Genomic DNA, 18,931 nt, shown 5'->3' with positions numbered 1-18,931 from the left:
GGAAACAAAAAAGCAGCCCGAAGGCTGCTCCTAATCGTTAACATCAAGCTTGTTAACTCGATACGCTTGCTTCAACGCTCGACGTCACTGGCGACTTTCTGAAACGATTAATCAAACGATGGATAAACCTCTTAATCGATCTGAAAATATTTTTAATATCTTCAAGCATTAAATACAAACAAGGCACCAACACTAAAGTCAGAACCGTTGCGTACAACACTGCAAAGCCCAAAGCGACAGCCATCGGTATGACGAAACGCGCCTGCAAACTCGTTTCAAACATTATCGGCAATACACCCGCAAACGTCGTTATTGAGGTGAGCGTGATAGCTCGAAAACGAGCACAACCCGCCTCAACAACCGCTTGTTTGATGTTCATACCCTTTTCTCTCACTTGATTTACGTAATCTGTCATAACCAGAGAGTCGTTGATAACCACGCCAGCAGCGGCGATCAAACCAAATGTCGACATCATACTGATGTCTAAACCTAGCCAGAAATGGCCCCAAATCGCCCCCGTCAGACTAAACGGAATGACGGACATTACAATCAAAGGTTGGGTATAACTTTTTAACGGTACAGCTAACAAGATGTAGACGATGATCATGCCTGCAATAAAGAACAAAATCTGTTCATTACGCTGCGCAGCCTGCTCTTCAATATCACCGCCCAATTCTGTTTTCACAGTTGGGAAGGCTTGCTTCATGTCCGGTAAGATATTGTCGTCAATGACCTTCACGATTTCTTGAGGTTCAACCAATTCTTCGTCTATCGAACCATAGACATAAACGGTTTGATACCCGCCTTCACGTCGAATGCTACTCACGCCCGGCTGCTCATTGATCTTCACCACATCACCCAACATGACCTTCTTACCTGCTGGTGTTGTAATCACGGCGTAACGCAATGATGAGAATGCTTCACGCGTCAGTTGCGGGTAACGCACCATAACTTTAATTTCTTCACCATCACGAATAATGCGCTGTGCTTCGCCACCATAAAAGCTGCCACCAACTTGCTCTGCGATCATGGTGAGATCCAGACCGAGATCGTACGCTACAGGCGCAAGAGACAAGAGTACTTCTTTACTTCCAGAATCAATAGAAGATGAAATATCATATAACCCTTCTTCCTGCTGTAAACGCTCTATCAAGTAACGCCCAGCCTCGTTGAGCTCATTGATGTTAGAGCCAAACAACAAGTAGCCAAACTCATCTCTGTCACCACCACCCGCACTCTGCTCACGGATTTTGATGCTCTTCATACCTGGAATAACAGGCATAGCTTCACGCCAACGTCGAGCCAGTTCAAATGTATTGAACGGGCGTAACTCTTCATCAACCAAAGGTACTAATACACGACCTTCGGTGCGGCTTCTGTTGTACGACAGCACATCACGAATCATTCCTTGACCATGTTCTGCAATGGTCTCAGATTCGATCTTTTGCATGACACGTTCAATAGTCTTGAGTGCACTGATTGTCTGCTCACTTGAAACGGTATCATTCATTTCAATAGTGATCGCAGGATAGTCGGTCGGCACTTTAGGGTTAGGGATCATCCGAACATAATTCGCGTTGATCAAAGCCGCGCTGATCAGCAGTAAACCACAGAACACCGCAAACACTGTCCAGCGCCAATGGGTGCATGTTGTTACAAAGTTACGATACGGACCGTTTACAAAGCCGAAGAAACGTTGGTTGAAACGATCTCGCCATCCACCAGGTTTGACTGGTTTAAAATGGGTATGCGCAAGGTGTGCAGGAAGGATCAGCTTCGATTCAATCAAACTGAAGATCAAACAAAGAATCACGACCCCCGCGATACCATAAAAGAAGGCACTATCAATACCACTAGACAACAAGAAAGGAGCAAACACAGCAATTGTGGTTAACACACCGAAAGTAGCTGGTGTGGCAACACGTTTTACACCACGAACCACGTTTTCGACGCCACCGCCTCTTTCTTCAATTTCGCTGTAAGCGCTCTCTCCCATCACGATGGCGTCATCAACTACAATACCGAGCACCATAATGAAGGCAAAAAGAGACACGATGTTTACCGTTATCCCTAATGCAGGCATCATCATTACGGCACCGAGAAAACAGACAGGTAGCCCAATCATTACCCACATAGCCAAGCGGAAACGTAGGAAAATGGTCAGCATAATCGCGACTAATGCAGCGCCTTGCAGCAAGTTTTTCAACATCATGTCGAGACGCCCATTTAAATAATAAGTCGTATCAACTAAGACTTTGAGCTTAACATCCTGCGGTAATGTCTTGTTTTTTGCTTCAATATAATTACGAACGGACTGTGCAACAGGGATAATGTTCTGGTCACGAGTTGCTTCAACAGACATGTAGATCGCATTTTGACCTGAGTATTCAAAGTAGCGCTCTTCTTCCGTAAAGCCATCTTTTATTGTGGCAATATCTTGCAACAGAACCTTTGCACCATTTGCGCCAAGCTTTACAGGAATATTTCTAAACTCATCACCACGGTAGTATTGGTTTTCAATCCTTACTGCAATCATCCCTGAGTTTGTTTTTACTTCGCCCGCAGAAAAGTTGGCTGAGTAACGGCTGATCGCGCTGCTGATATCGCTCAACGTCAGGTCGTATTTACGAAGAACAAGTGGGTCAACTTCAATCGCTATTTCTTCTTCTGGCGCACTCAGGTACACCAGCACGACGTTTTCTAACTGAAGTAATTCATCTTCGATTTGCTTAGCAAGCGGTTTAAGCTCCTCGAGCGGTCGGTCCCCAACTAACCCCATTTCAATTACATCTTGGCGCCATTCAACTTGGTAAACATTGATTGGTTCCATACCCGCTGGTAAATTAGACAAGGTATCAATACGTTGGTTTACATCATCTAAGACACGCTTGATATCGGCATTAACGTCTACCTCGATGGAAACATACGCGCTACCTCTAGAGGCCGTTGAGACTGCTTTTTTAATCCCGGTGACGTCTTTAATCGATTCCTCGACCTTAACGAGAATACTCTCTTCTATCTCTTGAGGAGAAGCGCCAGGATAAGTCGCACGAACATCAATGTAGTTCACCTCAATATTCGGAAACATCTGCCTTTGAATAAAGAGAAAGCTCACCACACCCATGATAATGATGAACACCATCAAAAGGTTGGCAGCGACGGGGTTATTCGCAAAATAGGCAATTAAGCCCTTTTGTTTAGTATCTTCCATGACATACTCCTACTTACTGTACGACGGTTTCGGAGTCGTCACTCTTTTTTGCGATTTGTACCGCCATGCCTTTTTGAGGGTACTCGGGCAAGGTCAGTACCAACTTATCACTTTGCTCTAAACCTTCGCCCACCAGCAAAAACTCACCTTCTGCTCTCAAAACCGTGACAGTTCTGGGTTGAAGTTGATTATCGCCATTCACCACCCACACGGTACGGTTTTTAACTAATTCCTGTGGTAAGCGATAGATATGCTTAAGTTCCTTACCAGTGAAGCTCACTTCAACGTAGGAGCCGAATTTAATTGGAGGCTGCTGGTTATCGACACCGTATGGGTCCGCGATTTGAATGACCATGTTAATCATTCGGGTAGCGCTATCAATCATGCCTAGATCACGAACTACTCGACCTTCTCTAGTGGTAGAAAACACACCTTGCTGCGTCACTGTCGCAGTGAGTTCACCAATGGATTCGGGTAAAAATGCACTATCAAAACCGGCAATGGGTACGTGCACCTCTGCCACTTCGATGTTGTTTAACGTGGCAACTCGAGAACCAGATGTAACAAATTGACCAACACCAATATCACGCTCAACAACCAGCGCATCGTAAGGTGCAACGACTTTGCAATTTTCTAACTCTCTTTTTGCTCGTTTGAGTGCCGCTTGAGCCGACTTCACTTGGGCTTGTGCGCTCAAAACGTGAGGTTTGCGTAAATACAAATCCGTCACTTGCTTATCGCTCAGTCTCTTTGCCTGACGTTTTGCCACTTCGGCTTTCGCTTGTTCCTCAATCAAGTTTGCGCGTGCACTAGCTAAATCGGCTTCAGCTTGTAAAACCGACGCTTCATAGTTGTCACTTTCAATTGTGAAAAGAACCTCTCCTCGTTTCACGATGCCACCCGTTACAAAATTCGGGTGCCAACTTATCACTTCACCACTGACTTGCGCGGAAAGGTGTGTTTTTTCAAAAGGGACTAATTCACCGTGACTGGTAATCACCACTTTGTGATCAGTAGGAAAAAGAGAAGAAGCCTGAACAGTAGGTTCTGTAATTGCATCTTTGGTTGACTCTTTTTCCGGCGCAGTTGCGGCAATTGCAGCATATCCTGCATAAGAGCCTCCAACGACGACGAAGGGTAAAAGCCAACGTAATATGGGTTTTGCTAACATCGAAAATCCTTTTTTATTGTTGTTTTCAACACCACACTTTTATTCAGTCCATTGCTCCCGGTAAGCATGGTGGTGAGAGAATTGAATTTGAATAAACATCAAAGCGGCGCTTGCCTAGTCTTTTAAGCAGCAAACTAGATAGTTATTGCCAATTCAAAGTTAATAAAATTAACAAAAAATTAACCAACTGCGCAAGTTGCTCTGACTTAACTTTTATTCTAAACAGCAAATGACATGCCAAGCATTTATTTATTAAAAATCATATGGTTATATAAAAATCATTATTTTGTCCAGTGTGCTATTGGTCATAATCACCAGATATTAGTGATTATGACCAATACGGCCATAATGATAATTAAAATAAATGATTATCTGCGCTCTAAAAGTTGAACTTAGTGCAGGCTCTATGGCAATTCATTGATTAATCGCTCGTTATCAAACGGTTCTGGGTGCATGTGGCGTCAGCTTAAGTCTATAATTTGGAGTAGGTAACACTCTGTAAGACAAGGAAATGTGCTTTGTTACAAACGCTCGCCAAGTTGCTCTTCCCCTCGCTGCTCACTATTTTATCGGCATGCTCATCCGTATCGTTGAATGACGCCAGTGAAAAGTCCACCAGCTTTCAGCTCGGTTATCAAAAGGATTCTGTTCTTGCGCAGTACTTTGAAGCTTACGGGAGAGACCCTAAGTCCATAACTGGCTTTGCACCGTTAAATCAGGGACACGATGCCCTTCTTGCTCGAACCTCTTTGATCGAGTCCGCCCAGAAAAGCCTTGATCTTCAATACTATATTTACCGTGGTGACGAAACGAGTCAGCTAATAACGTGGCGCTTGTATGAAGCGGCAAAGCGTGGTGTTCGAGTAAGGCTGTTGCTTGACGATATGCAAAAGCGAAACGACGATGTGATGGCTGCCCTCAATGCACATCCTAATATAGAAATCCGCTTATTTAACCCGCATCAGTATCGCGACTCCCGTTGGTTCGCTCTTGCTAGCGATTTTGAACGCCTTAATCGTCGTATGCACAATAAGTCTCTGATTGCAGACAGTGTTTCCGCCATTGTCGGAGGTAGAAATATCGGCAATGAATACTTCTCTTTTGAATCGCAAGTTGAGTTTGGTGATTTTGATCTTCTGCTCTATGGTGAGGCGGTACAACAAACTGCCGATCAGTTCGACCTCTACTGGAATAGCGCCTATTCGATACCAATGGAATGGATTACACCGAATTCACAGCAAATTACCGACCAAGCGATTCAAAAGCAGGTCAATAAACTCCGGTTAGAGGAAAAGTTTTCAACCGGCCGCTATGACTTCACCCAACTGGATATGTACCAAGATCTAAAACAAGGCAAACTCAAGCTCTACTGGGGAGAAGCGAAAGTATGGTTTGATCTGCCCGATAAAGTCGCGACCCGAGAGAGTCAACTTATTGATAATTTGTCGGAATTGGTTAAAAGTGTTGAGGATTCATTTGTGCTCATTTCTCCTTATTTCGTTCCAACTGAAGCAGGTACTCAAGCATTAAGTAACGCGGCCAAGCGAGGCGTTGATATCACGATTGTGACCAACAGCCTCGCGTCTAACGATGTGTTTGCCGTGCATGGTTGGTACGCAAAATATCGAAAAGATCTACTCGAAGCTGGAATCAAGCTTTGGGAAGTAAAAGCGAGCGCGAAACTCAAAAGTAAGTGGAGCCTCACGGGGAGTAGCAGAGCAAGTTTACACGCTAAAGCAATGACGATTGATAACAAAACACTTTTCGTTGGTTCGATGAACTGGGACCCACGTTCGGCCGCTTTGAATACCGAAATGGCCGTTGTTATCGAACAGCCAGAATATGTGCAAATGTTTCTAGAACAACTGCCGAGTCAACTGTCGAGTAACGCCTATGCCTTAACTCTGCGCGACGGGGACATTGTCTGGACCGACGTAAAAACAGGCGAAGAATACGACTCCGAACCAGAAGCAGGAGTATGGCGAAAAATGGGCGCTTGGTTCTCCGGAATATTACCGATTGAAGATCAGCTATAACAGCTGCCAATACTGCAAATCTCCCCAGTCAAGCAAAACAAAATGGACGCTAGTTTTGGGCAGGGGACACAACCAACATAAGGAAGTTCAATGCCAGCGCAATGGAATGAATACTATCAGAAAATTTTAAGCCAACCTCACCGCCCAAGCGTGGAAAATGCCGTAAATCGACTTAAGATAGAAGGCAAAGTCGCTCTTGATATTGGCTGCGGAATAGGTCGAGACAGCCACTTTCTCCTCGAAAAGGGATTTAAGGTTCACGCATGTGATAGCAACGAAGATGCAGTAAAAACTTGTTTAACACGCTTTGAAGGTAACAAACGATTTTCGGTTTCGCAGTGCTGTTTTACTGAGTTTAATTATCCTCAGTGCAGCTTGGTTATCGCAAATGCCAGTTTGTTCTTTTGCCCTGACAAAGGCTTCAAACAAGTCTGGACAAAAATAGACAGCGCATTACAACCGAGCGGTATCTTCTGCGGCGATTTCTTGGGAGTGAAAGACTCCTGGGTGACCTCCGAAATGCATCCAAACATTACCGCATTAACGAAAAAGGAAGTGGAAAGCTTATTCGAAGGTTACGACCTCATTTCATTGCATGAAAGAGATGAAGACGGGACCACTGTAGTCGGAAGCCAAAAACATTGGCACATGTTTAGTGTGACCGCTCGAAAGCGCTAAAAATGGTCTCTCGATAAAGAAAGCAGCACTTCAAATCAGTGCTGCTATCAGAGATTAATTGACGGGATACACCACTTCAAAACGCTCTAAAACCAGCGTACGTTTCTCATGCCAATCGATGTTCAACTCATCGCATTCAGCTTTAAAAAATGCAGTATGAGCATCACGCCACCAGTTTAAGGTTCTATCACCTTCGCCTTCTGCGAAGGCAAACTCTGCGGTTACATCCTCATATTTGCATGTACTTACGTCAGTAATTCGTATCACGCAAACCGGGTCCCCATCCCAATTCGTCACTACTTGTAAATGACCGACTTGGGGCATGATTTCACCATGCTCTCGATACCAAAGCTCCAAACTGCACGATGCAGTTTTCTGTCCAATACGAACCAAATCTGCGCATACATTCGCGTTGTATTCATCGGCACAATAATAGTCAGCACTGACTGATGGTACAGCTTCCCTTTGTTCTGGTGATAATAGTTCTAGGAATTGTTCTAAGTAATCCTTAGCTCGCGCGTCCATGCTCACTCCATTAATCATAAATTCGCAAGGAGGATAAAAGATATCACAACAAATAACCACCAGGAACAAGCTGAAAAACAACAAGAATATGACTTCTACGTAGACGACTGTTATTTCTTTTGTAATAACTTTGCTAAACGTTTGTGCTATTTGCTATTGTTGCATGGTCTATCTGTACTCTTCTCGTGAAAGGACGTTATATGCGCTTATTTATTGGTATTTTTTTCTCGCTGATACTTGCCTTGCCAACAATGGCATCGGAGGAAAAGTATTCAGAATCGGATCTGTTAGATAGACCATTAATGGAACGCTATATTTTAGATGAACTAAAAGCGCTGCGTCAGGACTATCAAAGCCTAGAAAAGCGAATGATCACAGAGATCACCGATCGCGAGCTAACGGTCGCAGATAAATCGTTGAACTATGCCAACGTGACCGTTACATACTTCTTCTACATCATTGCTGGTGTCGCATCGCTGATTGCCTTTGTCGGATGGCAATCTCTGCGTGAGTTTAAACACAACACCAAAGAGATGGCTGATAAACGATTGGAGAAGATCGCCCAAGAATACGAGAAAAAGTTTGTCGCCCTTGAGCGAGATTTAAAACGCAAAACTCGCATTATCAGTGAAAACAACAAAGAAATTGAGAAAATCAACGAGATCCATAACTTATGGCTACGTGCACAAAGCTCTCAAACTCCAGAGCAACGTATCGAAATCTATGATGAAATCTTGTTAATTCGTCCAGGTGATTTAGAAGCGTTGACGTACAAAGCCGACGCAGCGATGGAAATCAACGAATACCATTGGGCACTTAGCATTTGTAACCGCGTACTTGAAGTCGATTACACCAACGGCCCTGCACTGTATCAACGCGCGTGTGCATACTCTCGCCTTGGTATCGAAGAGCAAGCTATTGAAGACTTGGAACGCGCAATTGAATACAGCCCATCCATTCGTGATTTACTTGCCGAAGAACGAGACCTCGAATTGCTGCACGGTAATGAGCGTTTTGAAAAGCTCTTACATCTAGCAAGCGAATAATGGAATAAACAGCATGAGCAGCCACTTTAATCTAGAAGACGCTAGCCAAGTATTGGTTGGCGCTTTTGCCCTAGCAGTCCCGATCTCATTTTCGGAGGAAGCGTGGCGATTGGGTGAGAGCCTACCAATGGCAAACTTGCTCATGCTGTTGAGTCTTTCTGTCATTTTCCTCAGTTTTTTCGCGTATCAAAGCGTGTTTCAAAGCCACATCAAGAATCGCGTATCCATCTTTATTTTTCGTGTGGTTATCGCGTACCTCATTGCGGCCGTTGTGGTAGCGTTAGTTCTTTTCTGTCTTGATAAGCTGCCACTCATGAATGAGCCTTTGGTTGCGATAAAGCGCGTTATCGTCATCACAATGCCTGCTTCGATGGGCGCGATCGTAGTCGACAGTTTCGACAAAGAATAGAGATAATCGCTACTCTTCTTCTAACGTTAAGTTCGACCCCGAGTGGTCTTTCCCTAATACATCTTCTGGGTTTCGCAGTGCGCAGGTTTCTAACGACAAGCACCCGCAGCCAATGCATCCTCCTAAATCGTTTTGCAACGCTTTAAGTTTTTGAATCTTTTGTTCTAACTGTTCATGCCAATGGCTTGCCATTTCTTCCCATTGCGCTTTGTTAGGGGCTTGGTGTTTCGGCAGTTCATCTAACGCATGTTTAATTTCTTCTAACGACAACCCAACTTGCTGCGCTGCTTTGATCACCGCAACACGGCGCAACACACTGCGATAGTAGCGACGCTGATTACCTTGATTTCTCCAGCTCGAAATCAGTCCTTTTTGCTCGTAAAAATGTAGGGCAGATACTTTCACTCCAGAACGTTTTGCCACTTCTCCTACGCTGATTTCCATCCTTGACTCCCTGTATATCAATTTTGTTAAAAAAACGCTTTACCTCAAGTTTACTTGAGGTTTTAAAGTTGCACCATCTTAATTAACGCTAAACCCCGGCGAGCTCAAGATAATGTGTTCAGCGCGAACGACTTGGTTGTTAAACACAAGACAGTTGGACATCAACCTTTTGAAATCCATCGGGAGTTAGAGGCAAACATAATGAAAAATAAAACTCAGCCGTACTTAGCTGGCCGCTTCTTCGACAGCATTTCCTCTGGCTTATTCATGATGGCGCTGCCATGGGTCATGCTTTCCGAACCTAACATGGGTACATTCGTCGCTTTAGTTTCTCTGAGCTGCACCGCGATTTCTTTTCTAGCAACGCCTTTCTTTTCCACTTTAATTGACCGACATTCACGCAAAGTACTACTCGTGCTCAATCAATGGATTCAATCGGGTATGGCTTTGGTGGTGTTCATTGCTTATTGGTTAGGGTTCGAGTCACACTGGTTGCTGGCTTTTGCACAATTGGTGTATTGGGTTTCGAGTAATTTTGCATGGACGACCAACAACGCTTTCACCCAAGAAAATTATCAGCACCATGAGTATGCGAAAATTTCGGGTCAGCAAGAAATTGTAATGCAATCCACAACCCTCGGAGCTGGCGCGTTGGGTATTGTTTTGCTTGAAATGTGGGGTATGAAAGAGTTTGCTTTGTTTGCGGCCAGCGCCTCTGCGTTAGCAGCGATGTTCTATATTCTGACGCCTTATACCCAACAATTAAGGGCATCAAAATCCGTTGCTTTCATCGCGCAACTCAAAGAGAGCAAACAAATATTCCGCCTCGAACCCCGATTTTATGGCTTTATTCTGCTCTCTTGCCTCTCTTATCCTGCATTGACGTATTTGAGCAAACTGGTGCCGATTTGGTTTTCTGAACAAGGCATCTCTGGCGATTGGTTTGCAGGGTTCAACATCAGTTTTGGCCTCGGCTCGTTGCTAACCGGCTTTATTGTCACCAAAGTGCTAAGCCGTTCCTCCCATAGCCACATTATGTTCGCTTCGATGGTTATGGTCTCTTTTGCGCTTATCGGGATGAGTTTTGCGATGAGCCCGCTGACCATCTTATTGTTTACGGCGCTGTTTGGCGTATTTAACGCGCTAAATCGCATTGCGAGAGTCAACTGGATGCATCACACCGTAGCGGTTCATCAACGAGGTCGCGTCGATGGCGGCATCAGCATGTTTGCCACCACCATTCAATCTCTCAGTTACGTCCTGATTGCAATATTGAGTCATTACGAACTAACACAATACGGTTTTGCAATCGCAGCTGCTGTCATGGTATTAGCAGTGATTTTGATGGGATTACTCAGCCGAGACGTCGAGCCGTTTAACGACCTGCCCCTTCATGCAGCAGCAAAGTGAAGCATAGAAATTGAGAAGTTGAGAAATTGAAAAAGCGAGATAGGAAGGCAACCAACATCGTCTTCCTATTTTTTACGCCAGCACTTTTGCCTCTATCGCTTATCAGCAAGGTTGGGTATTCTGAGGTGACCAACATGAGCAGAGAGAAATCGCAGTGAACTTAAGGCAATTAGAAGTCTTTTACGCCATTATGCAAGCAGGAACGGTGTCAGGCGCGGCTCGCTTACTGCACGTTTCCCAACCTAATGTCACTCGAGTTCTCGCCCATACAGAACAACAACTGAGCTTCGCTTTATTTGAGCGTGTAAAGGGCCGTCTCGTTCCAACTCAAGAAGCCAAAGCCTTATTGCCAGAGGCTGAAAAAGTCTATCAACAACTCGGACAATTTCGCTCTCTGACCAACAAAGTCAAACAGGGAACTCAACATTTACGAGTTGGTGCTCCGCCTGTTTTGGCCGCACACTTGTTAACGCCGACTGTCGCGTTGTTGTCGAAAGAGCACAGCATCTCCTTTGAGCTCTTAACGGCCAATCGCGATGAGCTGTGCTCAGGTTTACTGAAACATGAATTGGATGTCGCCATTGCGTTCGGTGAAGAAACGCCACCAGCGATCATGGGACACATGTTATTAAAAGAAAACTTGGCGCTAATTGCCCCTAAAAGCGCAGCGATACCCACAGAAAAAACCGTCACTTTAGAAGAACTCATCAGTCACGATTTACCCATTATCGGTTTAGATAGCCGAGACCCTCTGGGCTTGCTGTTACATCAAACCTTGTCAGCGCGTGACGAGCATTATCAACATGCCATTACCGTCCGCAGCTACTCCGCGGCGGCTGAACTGGTGAAAAACGAAGCAGGATTCGCGATTGTAGACCCTTGGACTGCAAAACAATATCGCCAAGATAATGCCGTTTCCGTGCATGCTTTGGAGCCAAATATGTCCTTCTCTGTCTCTATTTTATTCGCAGAGCACACACCTCAATCCATTGCGACAAAGCAATTTATCACCGCCCTAAAACAACAGATGGTTTAAAGGTATAACCTGAAGTTATACCTGCCTAACAAATAAGCATTCGGTTTCCTAAATCAGTCTGGCTACATTAATGAGCAATAACGATGACGAAGGGAACCATCATGCAAATTGCTCAACCTTACCTACTTTTTCTTGGCGATGTAACCGATCCACTCGCAGCAAAAACCGCACGTGGCATATATCAATGGCGACCTGAGATTTGTCTTGGCCAAATCCGCCTGACGCCAGAAACCGTATCGCTTGGTTTAACCGACATGACAATACAACAAGCGCAGCAGCAAGGAGCAAAAACGCTGGTGCTCGGCACGGCAAATCCAGGAGGCGTCATTCCCGAAGCTTGGCAAGCAACCTTACTTGAAGCGGCAGAGATGGGATTTGAAATTGCATCGGGCATGCACCAACGTTTGGCGGAATTTGCTCCTCTTGCCGATCTAGAACAACGCGGATTAACCAAACTATATGATGTTCGTCATTATGATGCCCCGCTCAAGGTCGGCAATGGCAAAGCTCGCGCAGGCAAGCGAGTACTTACTGTAGGGACAGATTGCTCCGTTGGCAAAATGTACTCTGCCCTTGCCATTGAGCATGCATTGAAGCGTAAAAACTGTCGTGCAGAGTTCAAAGCAACGGGTCAAACCGGAATTCTCATCGCAGGCAGTGGCATTTCGATTGATGCCGTAGTTGCCGATTTTATCTCCGGCGCAGTAGAAGCGATCAGCCCTAAGTTCACCGATCACGATTGGGACATCATCGAAGGGCAAGGTTCATTGTTTAACCCTTCGTTTGCTGGCGTAAGTTTGGGCTTACTTCACGGCGCACAAGCTGACGCTCTGATACTGTGCCATGAGATTGGTCGCCCGCACATCCGCAACTTACCACATGCGAGCTTGCCAACCATTGAACAAACGATAGAAGCGAATCTGGCCGCTGCTCGCCTAACAAATCCAAACGCTCAATTAGTGGGTATTTGCTTGAACACTTCGGCGGTCAGCGAAGAAGATGCAGCCCAGTTATGCCAGGATTGGAGCGACAAATACCAAGTGCCCGTCACCGACCCTGTACGTTTTGGCGTTGATGCGGTTGCAGATAGGCTCCTTACGATTTAAGAAACATTTACGGTTTAGAAAATAACTGCGGTTTAGGGAAAACTAGTGAGATGAAAATTCATGTAGAACCTGTCACGCTTGCCATGGCGACACCATTTCGCATCTCTCGCGGCAGTCGGACAGAGTGCCACTTAGTCCGAGTGACAATTGAACATCGAGGCATGACAGCCCAAGGTGAATGCACGCCATACCCTCGTTATGGTGAATCGGTTGAATCGGTGATTAAGGCGATTTCTCACGCCGCACATGAACTGCAAAGTTTGTATGCCAAAGGCGAAGCTGATGTCATGGTTCTCAAAAGCCAGCTTCAATCGTTATTGCCCGCGGGGGCGGCAAGAAATGCATTGGATTGCGCCCTTTGGCATCTTCACGCGCTTTTGAGCCACAAGCAACAGGTTCACGACCTCTTTACGTTACCCGAGGCGATTGTGACGGCGATGACGGTTTCTATCGACACGCCGCAAGCGATGGCAAAACAGGCGCAAGCTTACCTTAGCCAAGGCGCAAAACTGCTTAAGGTAAAACTGGATGGTGAAAACGTGATTGAGCGCGTTGCAGCAGTACGCGATGCCGCGCCGCACGCGCAAATTGTTTTAGATGCGAATGAAGCATGGCAAAGCCTCGACCTCGCGACGGTATTTGCTCAACTCGAACCGCTAGACATCACCATGATCGAACAACCGTTGCCACAAGACTGCGATGACGTACTCGCCAGCATTCCGCACCCCATTCCACTTTGCGCCGATGAAAGTTGTCACACCAGAGAGCAATTACATCAGCTGGTTGGAAAATATGAAATGGTGAATATTAAGCTAGATAAAACTGGCGGGCTCACTGAAGCACTATTATTAGCCGACGACGCCCAAAAACTCGGTTTTAGCCTCATGTCCGGTTGTATGTTGGGGACGTCGCTTGCGATGCGTGCTGCCTTACCCATTGCTGCTCAGGCAAGCGTTGTCGATCTTGATGGCCCGGTGTTGCTCGGACAAGATGTAACGCCGAGCTTAGTTTATCGCGACGGCGAAATCGTTCTTTCCAAATAGCCTAAACAATCCAGAGGTTTTGCTCCAAAAGTCAGAACCTCTGAGTTTATGATCTCGATTAAAAAACAATCAGCTCCATCATGAAATAAGTCACATAAATTATATGGTTATTGAGGCATGCTAAGATTCCAGTAGTCCAAGAAGGTGGTCTTATGCATCGAGTCATCCGGAAAATGACGTGGAAAACGAATAGGCGGTAATCCCGCCCTACTCCAATGCAGTGCGTGGGTTTCTATAACAACCCACTTCCTAGCAATTCGTAGGTTTTTCACGCCATCTTGCAAGGAGGCTCTATGCCTATCAATAAAATACGCAATATCGCTTTTATCGGTCAAACCGGGACCGGTAAAACCACACTGATAGAAAAACTGCTCTTCACCTGCGATGCCACCCACCATTTAGGCAGCGTAGAAAAAGGCGATACTGTTACCGACTTCGACCCTCAATCCATCCAATATCAACACAGTATTGAAGCAACGCCAGTCGCACTGCGCTGGAATAAACACCGGCTCAATATCATCGACACTCCGGGACAAAACGAGTTACTTGGCCGTACTATCAGCGTTTTTCCTGCCGTTGAAACATCTGCCCTTGTCATCGACCCTCAAACCCCACTTAACCAAACTTCCGATCGCTTATTCACCTTTGCTAAAGAGCAGCAAAAATGTCAGATGATCATCATCAATAAGCTCGATAACCACGGTAATCAGTTAGAAAGATTGATGGAGAACATCGTTGAGCATTTTGGTGACCACTGCTTGCCGATCAACTTACCTTCGACTGACGGGGAATCTGTAGTTGACTGCTATTTCGAACCAGAATTGGGACGAGAAACCTTACTTACGACGGTAGATGAAGCTCATGAGACCTTGATTGACCAAGTTATCGAAGTCGATGAAGAACTAATGGAACTGTATCTGGAACAAGGCTCTGAACTCACCGCAGAGCAACTGCATGATCCGTTTGAAGAAGCACTGAGAACTGGACATGTGATTCCGGTCTGTTTTGTCTCAGCACAAACCGGCGCGGGCGTCGAGTTGCTGCTGCGCACCTTGGCGGAGATCATGCCCATGCCAAACGAGGGTAACCCTCCTCTACTGGAAAAGAACGGCAAAAAAATCAAAGTAAATTGCGAAACCTTAGAGCACACCGTCGCACACGTGTACAAAGTCAGCGTCGACCCATATATGGGAAAACTTGCCTACTTACGTGTGTATCAGGGTGAAATCAATGCGGGCAGCCTGCTTTATATTGGCGAAAGCAACAAGGCATTTAAAGTTGGGCACTTATATCAACTGCAGGGCAAAGATAGAACCGAGATCCCTCGCGCGCTTGCAGGCGACTTCTGCGTTTTAGCCAAAGTGGATGATCTCGAATTCGATTCAATCGTTCATGACTCTCACGAAGAAGATGGAGTTCAACTCAAAACGTTGGACCTTCCTGACTCCATGTATTCTTTGTGCTTGAAGCCTCTTAAGCGTGGAGATGAGCAAAAATTAGGAGATGTGCTGAATAAAATTGCCAGTGAAGACCCTTCTCTGCGCATCGAACATCGCGCTCGCACCAACGAAACCATCATCAGCGGCCAAGGGGAGTTTCACCTCAAAGTCGCATTAGAAAAGATGGCGAACGTGTACAAACTGGACGTCGAAACCTGCCAACCAAGCGTCGAATACTTTGAAACCATCACCAAACCTGCCGAAGGGCATTATCGACACAAAAAACAAAGTGGCGGTGCAGGCCAGTTTGGTGAAGTGCAATTGAAGGTTCGTCCACTCGAACGTGGTGCCGGATTTAAGTTCATCAACAAAGTAGTGGGTGGCGCCATTCCAACCGCGCTCATTCCTGCTGTTGAAAAAGGTATTTTGCAAGCGTTAGAGGAAGGCGCGATTTCTGGCAACCCAATTAAGGATGTGGAAGTCACCGTTTATGACGGTAAATATCACTCCGTCGATTCGAAAGAAATTGCGTTTGTCATCGCAGGTAAGAAAGCCTTTTTAGATGCGATTAACAACGCAGATCCTATTGTGCTAGAACCCATTGTCCAGATGGAACTGCACATCCCAACCGCGAACGTTGGCGATGTTTCTGGAGATTTATCTGGAAACCGAGGCTTAATCGAAGGCACCGAGCCAATCGACAGCAGCTTCACCTTACTCAGAGCCAAGTCACCTGTAAACGAGCTGCAAGATTACGCTCGTCGATTACGCTCTATCACTGGTGGTGAAGGCAGCTTTAGTATGACCTTAAGCCATTACGAGCCTGCGCCACCAGCAGTGCAAAAACAGGTCTGCCAAGGCAGTACACAACAAGGTTAATTCCCTAAGATTCAAATCAATCACATAAACAAAAAAGCGCCCTCATTTTGAGGGCGCTTTTAGGTAAAAGAAAAATTATTTATCGAGAGACAAACCTATCTGACTGATTTTGCTTTCAAACTCTTCGATGCTGTTCGCTTTGTAAGTCGGAGCACCGTTAAAGTAGCGCGGTTTCTCTGGCAGCATCGCATTTTTCAGCTCTTGTTCTTGATCGATATTGTCATGGTAAACCGTTACACGATTTGGAATATCCTGCTTCATTACAGCCATTTTGGTTCTCCTTTATTAAGACGAATAGTAAGCGTAGAACGAATTTATCGGAGTACAGGCGTAACTGTGTAAAATTTAGACACCAACGACAAAATCATATTTAAACAGTTGCATTTAATATTTTTGAGGCACTTTGTCGTGGCTATTGGCAAACGTGAGTGCAGCGATTAAGGTGAGCTCTCTCTACATGAAGACAGGAAGTCCGGTGTCGCAGCAAGAACTCAACCAAATGGGCAGTGCCAAAGTTTTTCTCATCGAAAAAGATGGCGTCCAAGTAATAGAAAAACGTAACCCTACTCAAATAGAAGTCGCGTTTTATCAACGCTATGCCGAACAGTTTAACGCGCTTGGAATACACGTACCGCGCTTGATTCAATTCGACGACCAGAAAAACGTTCTGCACATTGAATACGTTCCCCACGCAGTCGAGCAAGCATTCTTACTTGAAGATGATCGAGTCATTGAACAACTCGTCAAACTGCACCAACTTCCACCAACATCAGATGGTGTTTATCACCGCCACCAGTGGACACCACAAGCGACTCAACAAGCACTCGCTACACTTGAACTGGGCTCAGAGACAGAGCAGTTCTTCCACAACCTCCAACAACGATCGGCGCATCTTTTCGATGGACAGAACTTGATCTCCGGAGACTCGAATGCTGGAAACTGGGGACAGCGCGAAAATGGCGAGCTAGTGCTGTTCGACTGGGAACGCTTTTCTACAGGGCATGTCGCGATAGATTTAGCGCCGCTCATCGAGGGCATGGGCACATTTGATGATTACTTGAAGGTGGCAGGCAAGTATGTAAAGTGCGCCGAGAAAGGTGAAACAACAGAATTGGCGCGCGATATCGGACTAGCAAAAGCGTGGATCGTTGTCGAGGTAGTCAACATACTGGTCTCCAGAGAGAATCCGCAGACCAGCAAATATTTGGACTGGTTTCGGCAAACCTTGCCGCAATGGGCCAAAAGCCTTAGTGCTCAGGTGATGAGTTAGGCTCTGAGATTTGATATAAACGCCTTTCAGGTTCTGCGCATGAGGTTTCGCAGTTGCATACTTTATCAACACCGACGTTGTTTAAACCGCCGCAACTTCCTTGAATACGCTTGTTATGAAAAATGACGCCAAGTGACATCAACAAAATGATTGCGAGAAAACCAAGAAAGGTAAATAACCAAACCATATTAACCTGCCTTATTAGCCATCGACTCTAGCTTAAGTATAGCAGGGCTAGATGTTGCTTTGAGTAGCGCTTTAGGTCTTGCCAACAAGGAGGTTTTTGATTTTTGGCCACCACAACCACAGGAGCCGCAGCCGCCTTTTTGTTTGTGAACACTTTTCTTATGATTGTTTGATGGGCGTCCTTGAGAGGGCTCAATCAAAGGCTCTCTTGGAACCGCAAGCACATCTTCCAATGAACTACGAGTAGACAGCCTAAATACTGGCGTGCCACTGCTAAGTAGCTTTGCCAATACACGTTCACCAATATTTCGCACAAGAACAGCATCCACATTGTACCCTTGTAGAGACTGAATCAACTGAGACTTCGCATTACAACCCGCTTGTGGCATAGAAGCAATGTTCGCTAAGTTTTTTAGCATACCGTCAGTATCAGAATAAATAGCGATGTATGGTGCTTTTACAAAGTGGTTTGCCACCCGCTCACCATCATTAGGAATAGCATAAATCATAAGTTTGACTCCTCATTCGGAAAAACTAATGCATGACCTTCAACTAAACTTTTTGCGACTTTCAATCTTGCACTTTTTACTGTGTTACCAAAAGTTTGTCTAGAAACGCCCATCTGCTCCGCAGCTTGCTGCTGGCTAAGCCCCTCTAAGTCGGCTAAACGTAGCGCTTCTAACTCTTCTGGTAATATGGCGACTTGCTCCAACTGATTAAATGGAATGCCATTGGGCTTAAAGCAGTGGTGAGCCGCACGTCCGCATATTCGTCTTTCTATCTTTTGTCTTGCCATCATTGTCCCTCAAAAACACAGAGTCAAATTACGCCTTAAACTGGCATATGCCAATAACATTTTTAGCATATGCCAATAAACTAAGTTTGCAAAAATCAACACGACAAATACGTAATACATCAGCATTAATTAGACATCTAATAATTTAGAAATTTCGATGACAAACGAGCAAAAAGATCAATTCTAATTAACCGGATAATAAAAACGTTAGTTTGCGCAGATTTTTCATACAAATACACGCTAATG

Annotated in this window: 18 protein-coding genes; 10 read left to right on the top strand and 8 right to left on the bottom strand. The window is 45.4% G+C overall.

Features of this window, described 5'->3' with window-relative positions:
• Positions 1–52: 52 nt before the first annotated feature.
• Both MTF70_RS07555 and MTF70_RS07550 read right to left on the bottom strand, forming a co-directional pair.
• Positions 53–3,211: an efflux RND transporter permease subunit gene (locus MTF70_RS07555; RefSeq protein WP_042523289.1), complete on the bottom strand. Its 3,159-nt coding sequence runs from the start codon at positions 3,209–3,211 to the stop codon at positions 53–55.
• Positions 3,212–3,224: 13 nt separating this feature from the next.
• Positions 3,225–4,382, bottom strand: a complete 1,158-nt coding sequence (locus MTF70_RS07550; RefSeq protein ID WP_025767993.1) for an efflux RND transporter periplasmic adaptor subunit — start codon at positions 4,380–4,382, stop codon at positions 3,225–3,227.
• Between the two features lie 518 nt (positions 4,383–4,900).
• On the opposite strand from MTF70_RS07550, the gene MTF70_RS07545 reads away from it, so the two are divergent.
• Both MTF70_RS07545 and MTF70_RS07540 read left to right on the top strand, forming a co-directional pair.
• Positions 4,901–6,418: a phospholipase D family protein gene (locus MTF70_RS07545; protein WP_169628774.1), complete on the top strand. Its 1,518-nt coding sequence runs from the start codon at positions 4,901–4,903 to the stop codon at positions 6,416–6,418.
• Between the two features lie 90 nt (positions 6,419–6,508).
• A complete protein-coding gene (locus tag MTF70_RS07540) occupies positions 6,509–7,096 on the top strand; it encodes a class I SAM-dependent methyltransferase (RefSeq protein WP_005373885.1) in 588 nt (195 codons plus the stop codon).
• 54 nt (positions 7,097–7,150) lie between these two features.
• Here MTF70_RS07540 and MTF70_RS07535 read toward each other — a convergent pair whose 3' ends face one another.
• Positions 7,151–7,621 (bottom strand): ASCH domain-containing protein, encoded by a 471-nt coding sequence (locus MTF70_RS07535; protein WP_017635141.1) that lies wholly within the window; start codon positions 7,619–7,621, stop codon positions 7,151–7,153.
• 200 nt (positions 7,622–7,821) lie between these two features.
• Between MTF70_RS07535 and MTF70_RS07530 the strand changes: the two genes are divergently transcribed.
• Both MTF70_RS07530 and MTF70_RS07525 read left to right on the top strand, forming a co-directional pair.
• On the top strand, positions 7,822–8,667 hold the full coding sequence (locus MTF70_RS07530) for a tetratricopeptide repeat protein (RefSeq protein WP_005373890.1): 846 nt from the start codon (positions 7,822–7,824) through the stop codon (positions 8,665–8,667).
• 13 nt (positions 8,668–8,680) lie between these two features.
• Complete coding sequence (locus MTF70_RS07525) at positions 8,681–9,076, top strand: DUF2391 family protein (protein WP_005373896.1); 396 nt, start codon at positions 8,681–8,683, stop codon at positions 9,074–9,076.
• Between the two features lie 9 nt (positions 9,077–9,085).
• Here MTF70_RS07525 and soxR read toward each other — a convergent pair whose 3' ends face one another.
• Complete coding sequence (soxR, locus tag MTF70_RS07520; RefSeq protein ID WP_042523293.1) at positions 9,086–9,520, bottom strand: redox-sensitive transcriptional activator SoxR; 435 nt, start codon at positions 9,518–9,520, stop codon at positions 9,086–9,088.
• Positions 9,521–9,721: 201 nt separating this feature from the next.
• Here soxR and MTF70_RS07515 point away from each other — a divergent pair, with 201 nt between their 5' ends.
• The 5 genes from MTF70_RS07515 to fusA all read left to right on the top strand — a co-directional run bounded on the left by MTF70_RS07515 (position 9,722) and on the right by fusA (position 16,433).
• Positions 9,722–10,930: an MFS transporter gene (locus MTF70_RS07515; RefSeq protein ID WP_042523295.1), complete on the top strand. Its 1,209-nt coding sequence runs from the start codon at positions 9,722–9,724 to the stop codon at positions 10,928–10,930.
• A gap of 154 nt (positions 10,931–11,084) precedes the next feature.
• The gene (locus MTF70_RS07510; RefSeq protein WP_042523297.1) at positions 11,085–11,966 is read left to right on the top strand and encodes a LysR family transcriptional regulator; all 882 of its coding nucleotides are present in this window, start codon (positions 11,085–11,087) and stop codon (positions 11,964–11,966) included.
• A 101-nt stretch (positions 11,967–12,067) separates the two neighbouring features.
• A complete protein-coding gene (dgcN, locus tag MTF70_RS07505; protein WP_191115971.1) occupies positions 12,068–13,072 on the top strand; it encodes an N-acetyltransferase DgcN in 1,005 nt (334 codons plus the stop codon).
• 50 nt (positions 13,073–13,122) lie between these two features.
• The gene (gene dgcA / locus MTF70_RS07500) at positions 13,123–14,115 is read left to right on the top strand and encodes an N-acetyl-D-Glu racemase DgcA (protein WP_169628773.1); all 993 of its coding nucleotides are present in this window, start codon (positions 13,123–13,125) and stop codon (positions 14,113–14,115) included.
• A gap of 293 nt (positions 14,116–14,408) precedes the next feature.
• On the top strand, positions 14,409–16,433 hold the full coding sequence (fusA, locus tag MTF70_RS07495) for an elongation factor G (protein WP_205461097.1): 2,025 nt from the start codon (positions 14,409–14,411) through the stop codon (positions 16,431–16,433).
• Between the two features lie 75 nt (positions 16,434–16,508).
• Here the strand turns inward: fusA and MTF70_RS07490 are convergent, their stop codons facing one another.
• The gene (locus MTF70_RS07490; protein WP_005373920.1) at positions 16,509–16,703 is read right to left on the bottom strand and encodes a hypothetical protein; all 195 of its coding nucleotides are present in this window, start codon (positions 16,701–16,703) and stop codon (positions 16,509–16,511) included.
• Between the two features lie 187 nt (positions 16,704–16,890).
• On the opposite strand from MTF70_RS07490, the gene MTF70_RS07485 reads away from it, so the two are divergent.
• The gene (locus MTF70_RS07485; RefSeq protein ID WP_205461098.1) at positions 16,891–17,703 is read left to right on the top strand and encodes an aminoglycoside phosphotransferase family protein; all 813 of its coding nucleotides are present in this window, start codon (positions 16,891–16,893) and stop codon (positions 17,701–17,703) included.
• On the opposite strand, the gene nqrM is transcribed toward MTF70_RS07485, so the two are convergent.
• Genes nqrM through MTF70_RS07470 form a run of 3 tightly spaced genes read right to left on the bottom strand, consistent with a single transcriptional unit; the run spans position 17,681 to position 18,685 of the window.
• Complete coding sequence (gene nqrM, locus MTF70_RS07480) at positions 17,681–17,890, bottom strand: (Na+)-NQR maturation NqrM (protein WP_005373922.1); 210 nt, start codon at positions 17,888–17,890, stop codon at positions 17,681–17,683. The two genes, MTF70_RS07485 and nqrM, sit on opposite strands and share 23 nt — an antisense overlap.
• Before the next feature lies 1 nt (position 17,891).
• The gene (locus MTF70_RS07475; RefSeq protein WP_005373923.1) at positions 17,892–18,398 is read right to left on the bottom strand and encodes a NifB/NifX family molybdenum-iron cluster-binding protein; all 507 of its coding nucleotides are present in this window, start codon (positions 18,396–18,398) and stop codon (positions 17,892–17,894) included.
• Positions 18,395–18,685 carry a DUF134 domain-containing protein gene (locus MTF70_RS07470; protein ID WP_205461123.1) on the bottom strand — a complete coding sequence of 97 codons (291 nt, stop codon included), beginning with the start codon at positions 18,683–18,685 and terminating at the stop codon, positions 18,395–18,397. The genes MTF70_RS07475 and MTF70_RS07470 overlap by 4 nt, the downstream gene beginning before the upstream one ends.
• Positions 18,686–18,931: the final 246 nt, after the last annotated feature.

The sequence above is a fragment of the Vibrio sp. 2CM40D genome (assembly GCF_023161825.1).
In the GTDB taxonomy this organism is placed as follows: domain Bacteria; phylum Pseudomonadota; class Gammaproteobacteria; order Enterobacterales; family Vibrionaceae; genus Vibrio; species Vibrio alginolyticus.
Note: the sequence above shows the minus strand (reverse complement) of the source record. Positions and strands in the feature narration are given on the sequence as shown.

Excerpts from the sequence above, each read along its gene's own strand:
- MTF70_RS07555 (WP_042523289.1), bottom strand. The coding sequence starts at position 3,211 with ATGGAAGATACTAAACAAAAGGGCTTAATTGCCTATTTTGCGAATAAC.
- MTF70_RS07550 (WP_025767993.1), bottom strand. The coding sequence starts at position 4,382 with ATGTTAGCAAAACCCATATTACGTTGGCTTTTACCCTTCGTCGTCGTT.
- MTF70_RS07540 (WP_005373885.1), top strand. The coding sequence starts at position 6,509 with ATGCCAGCGCAATGGAATGAATACTATCAGAAAATTTTAAGCCAACCT.
- MTF70_RS07535 (WP_017635141.1), bottom strand. The coding sequence starts at position 7,621 with ATGGACGCGCGAGCTAAGGATTACTTAGAACAATTCCTAGAACTATTA.
- MTF70_RS07530 (WP_005373890.1), top strand. The coding sequence starts at position 7,822 with ATGCGCTTATTTATTGGTATTTTTTTCTCGCTGATACTTGCCTTGCCA.
- MTF70_RS07525 (WP_005373896.1), top strand. The coding sequence starts at position 8,681 with ATGAGCAGCCACTTTAATCTAGAAGACGCTAGCCAAGTATTGGTTGGC.
- soxR (WP_042523293.1), bottom strand. The coding sequence starts at position 9,520 with ATGGAAATCAGCGTAGGAGAAGTGGCAAAACGTTCTGGAGTGAAAGTA.
- MTF70_RS07515 (WP_042523295.1), top strand. The coding sequence starts at position 9,722 with ATGAAAAATAAAACTCAGCCGTACTTAGCTGGCCGCTTCTTCGACAGC.
- dgcN (WP_191115971.1), top strand. The coding sequence starts at position 12,068 with ATGCAAATTGCTCAACCTTACCTACTTTTTCTTGGCGATGTAACCGAT.
- dgcA (WP_169628773.1), top strand. The coding sequence starts at position 13,123 with ATGAAAATTCATGTAGAACCTGTCACGCTTGCCATGGCGACACCATTT.
- fusA (WP_205461097.1), top strand. The coding sequence starts at position 14,409 with ATGCCTATCAATAAAATACGCAATATCGCTTTTATCGGTCAAACCGGG.
- MTF70_RS07490 (WP_005373920.1), bottom strand. The coding sequence starts at position 16,703 with ATGGCTGTAATGAAGCAGGATATTCCAAATCGTGTAACGGTTTACCAT.
- MTF70_RS07485 (WP_205461098.1), top strand. The coding sequence starts at position 16,891 with ATGAAGACAGGAAGTCCGGTGTCGCAGCAAGAACTCAACCAAATGGGC.
- nqrM (WP_005373922.1), bottom strand. The coding sequence starts at position 17,890 with ATGGTTTGGTTATTTACCTTTCTTGGTTTTCTCGCAATCATTTTGTTG.
- MTF70_RS07475 (WP_005373923.1), bottom strand. The coding sequence starts at position 18,398 with ATGATTTATGCTATTCCTAATGATGGTGAGCGGGTGGCAAACCACTTT.
- MTF70_RS07470 (WP_205461123.1), bottom strand. The coding sequence starts at position 18,685 with ATGGCAAGACAAAAGATAGAAAGACGAATATGCGGACGTGCGGCTCAC.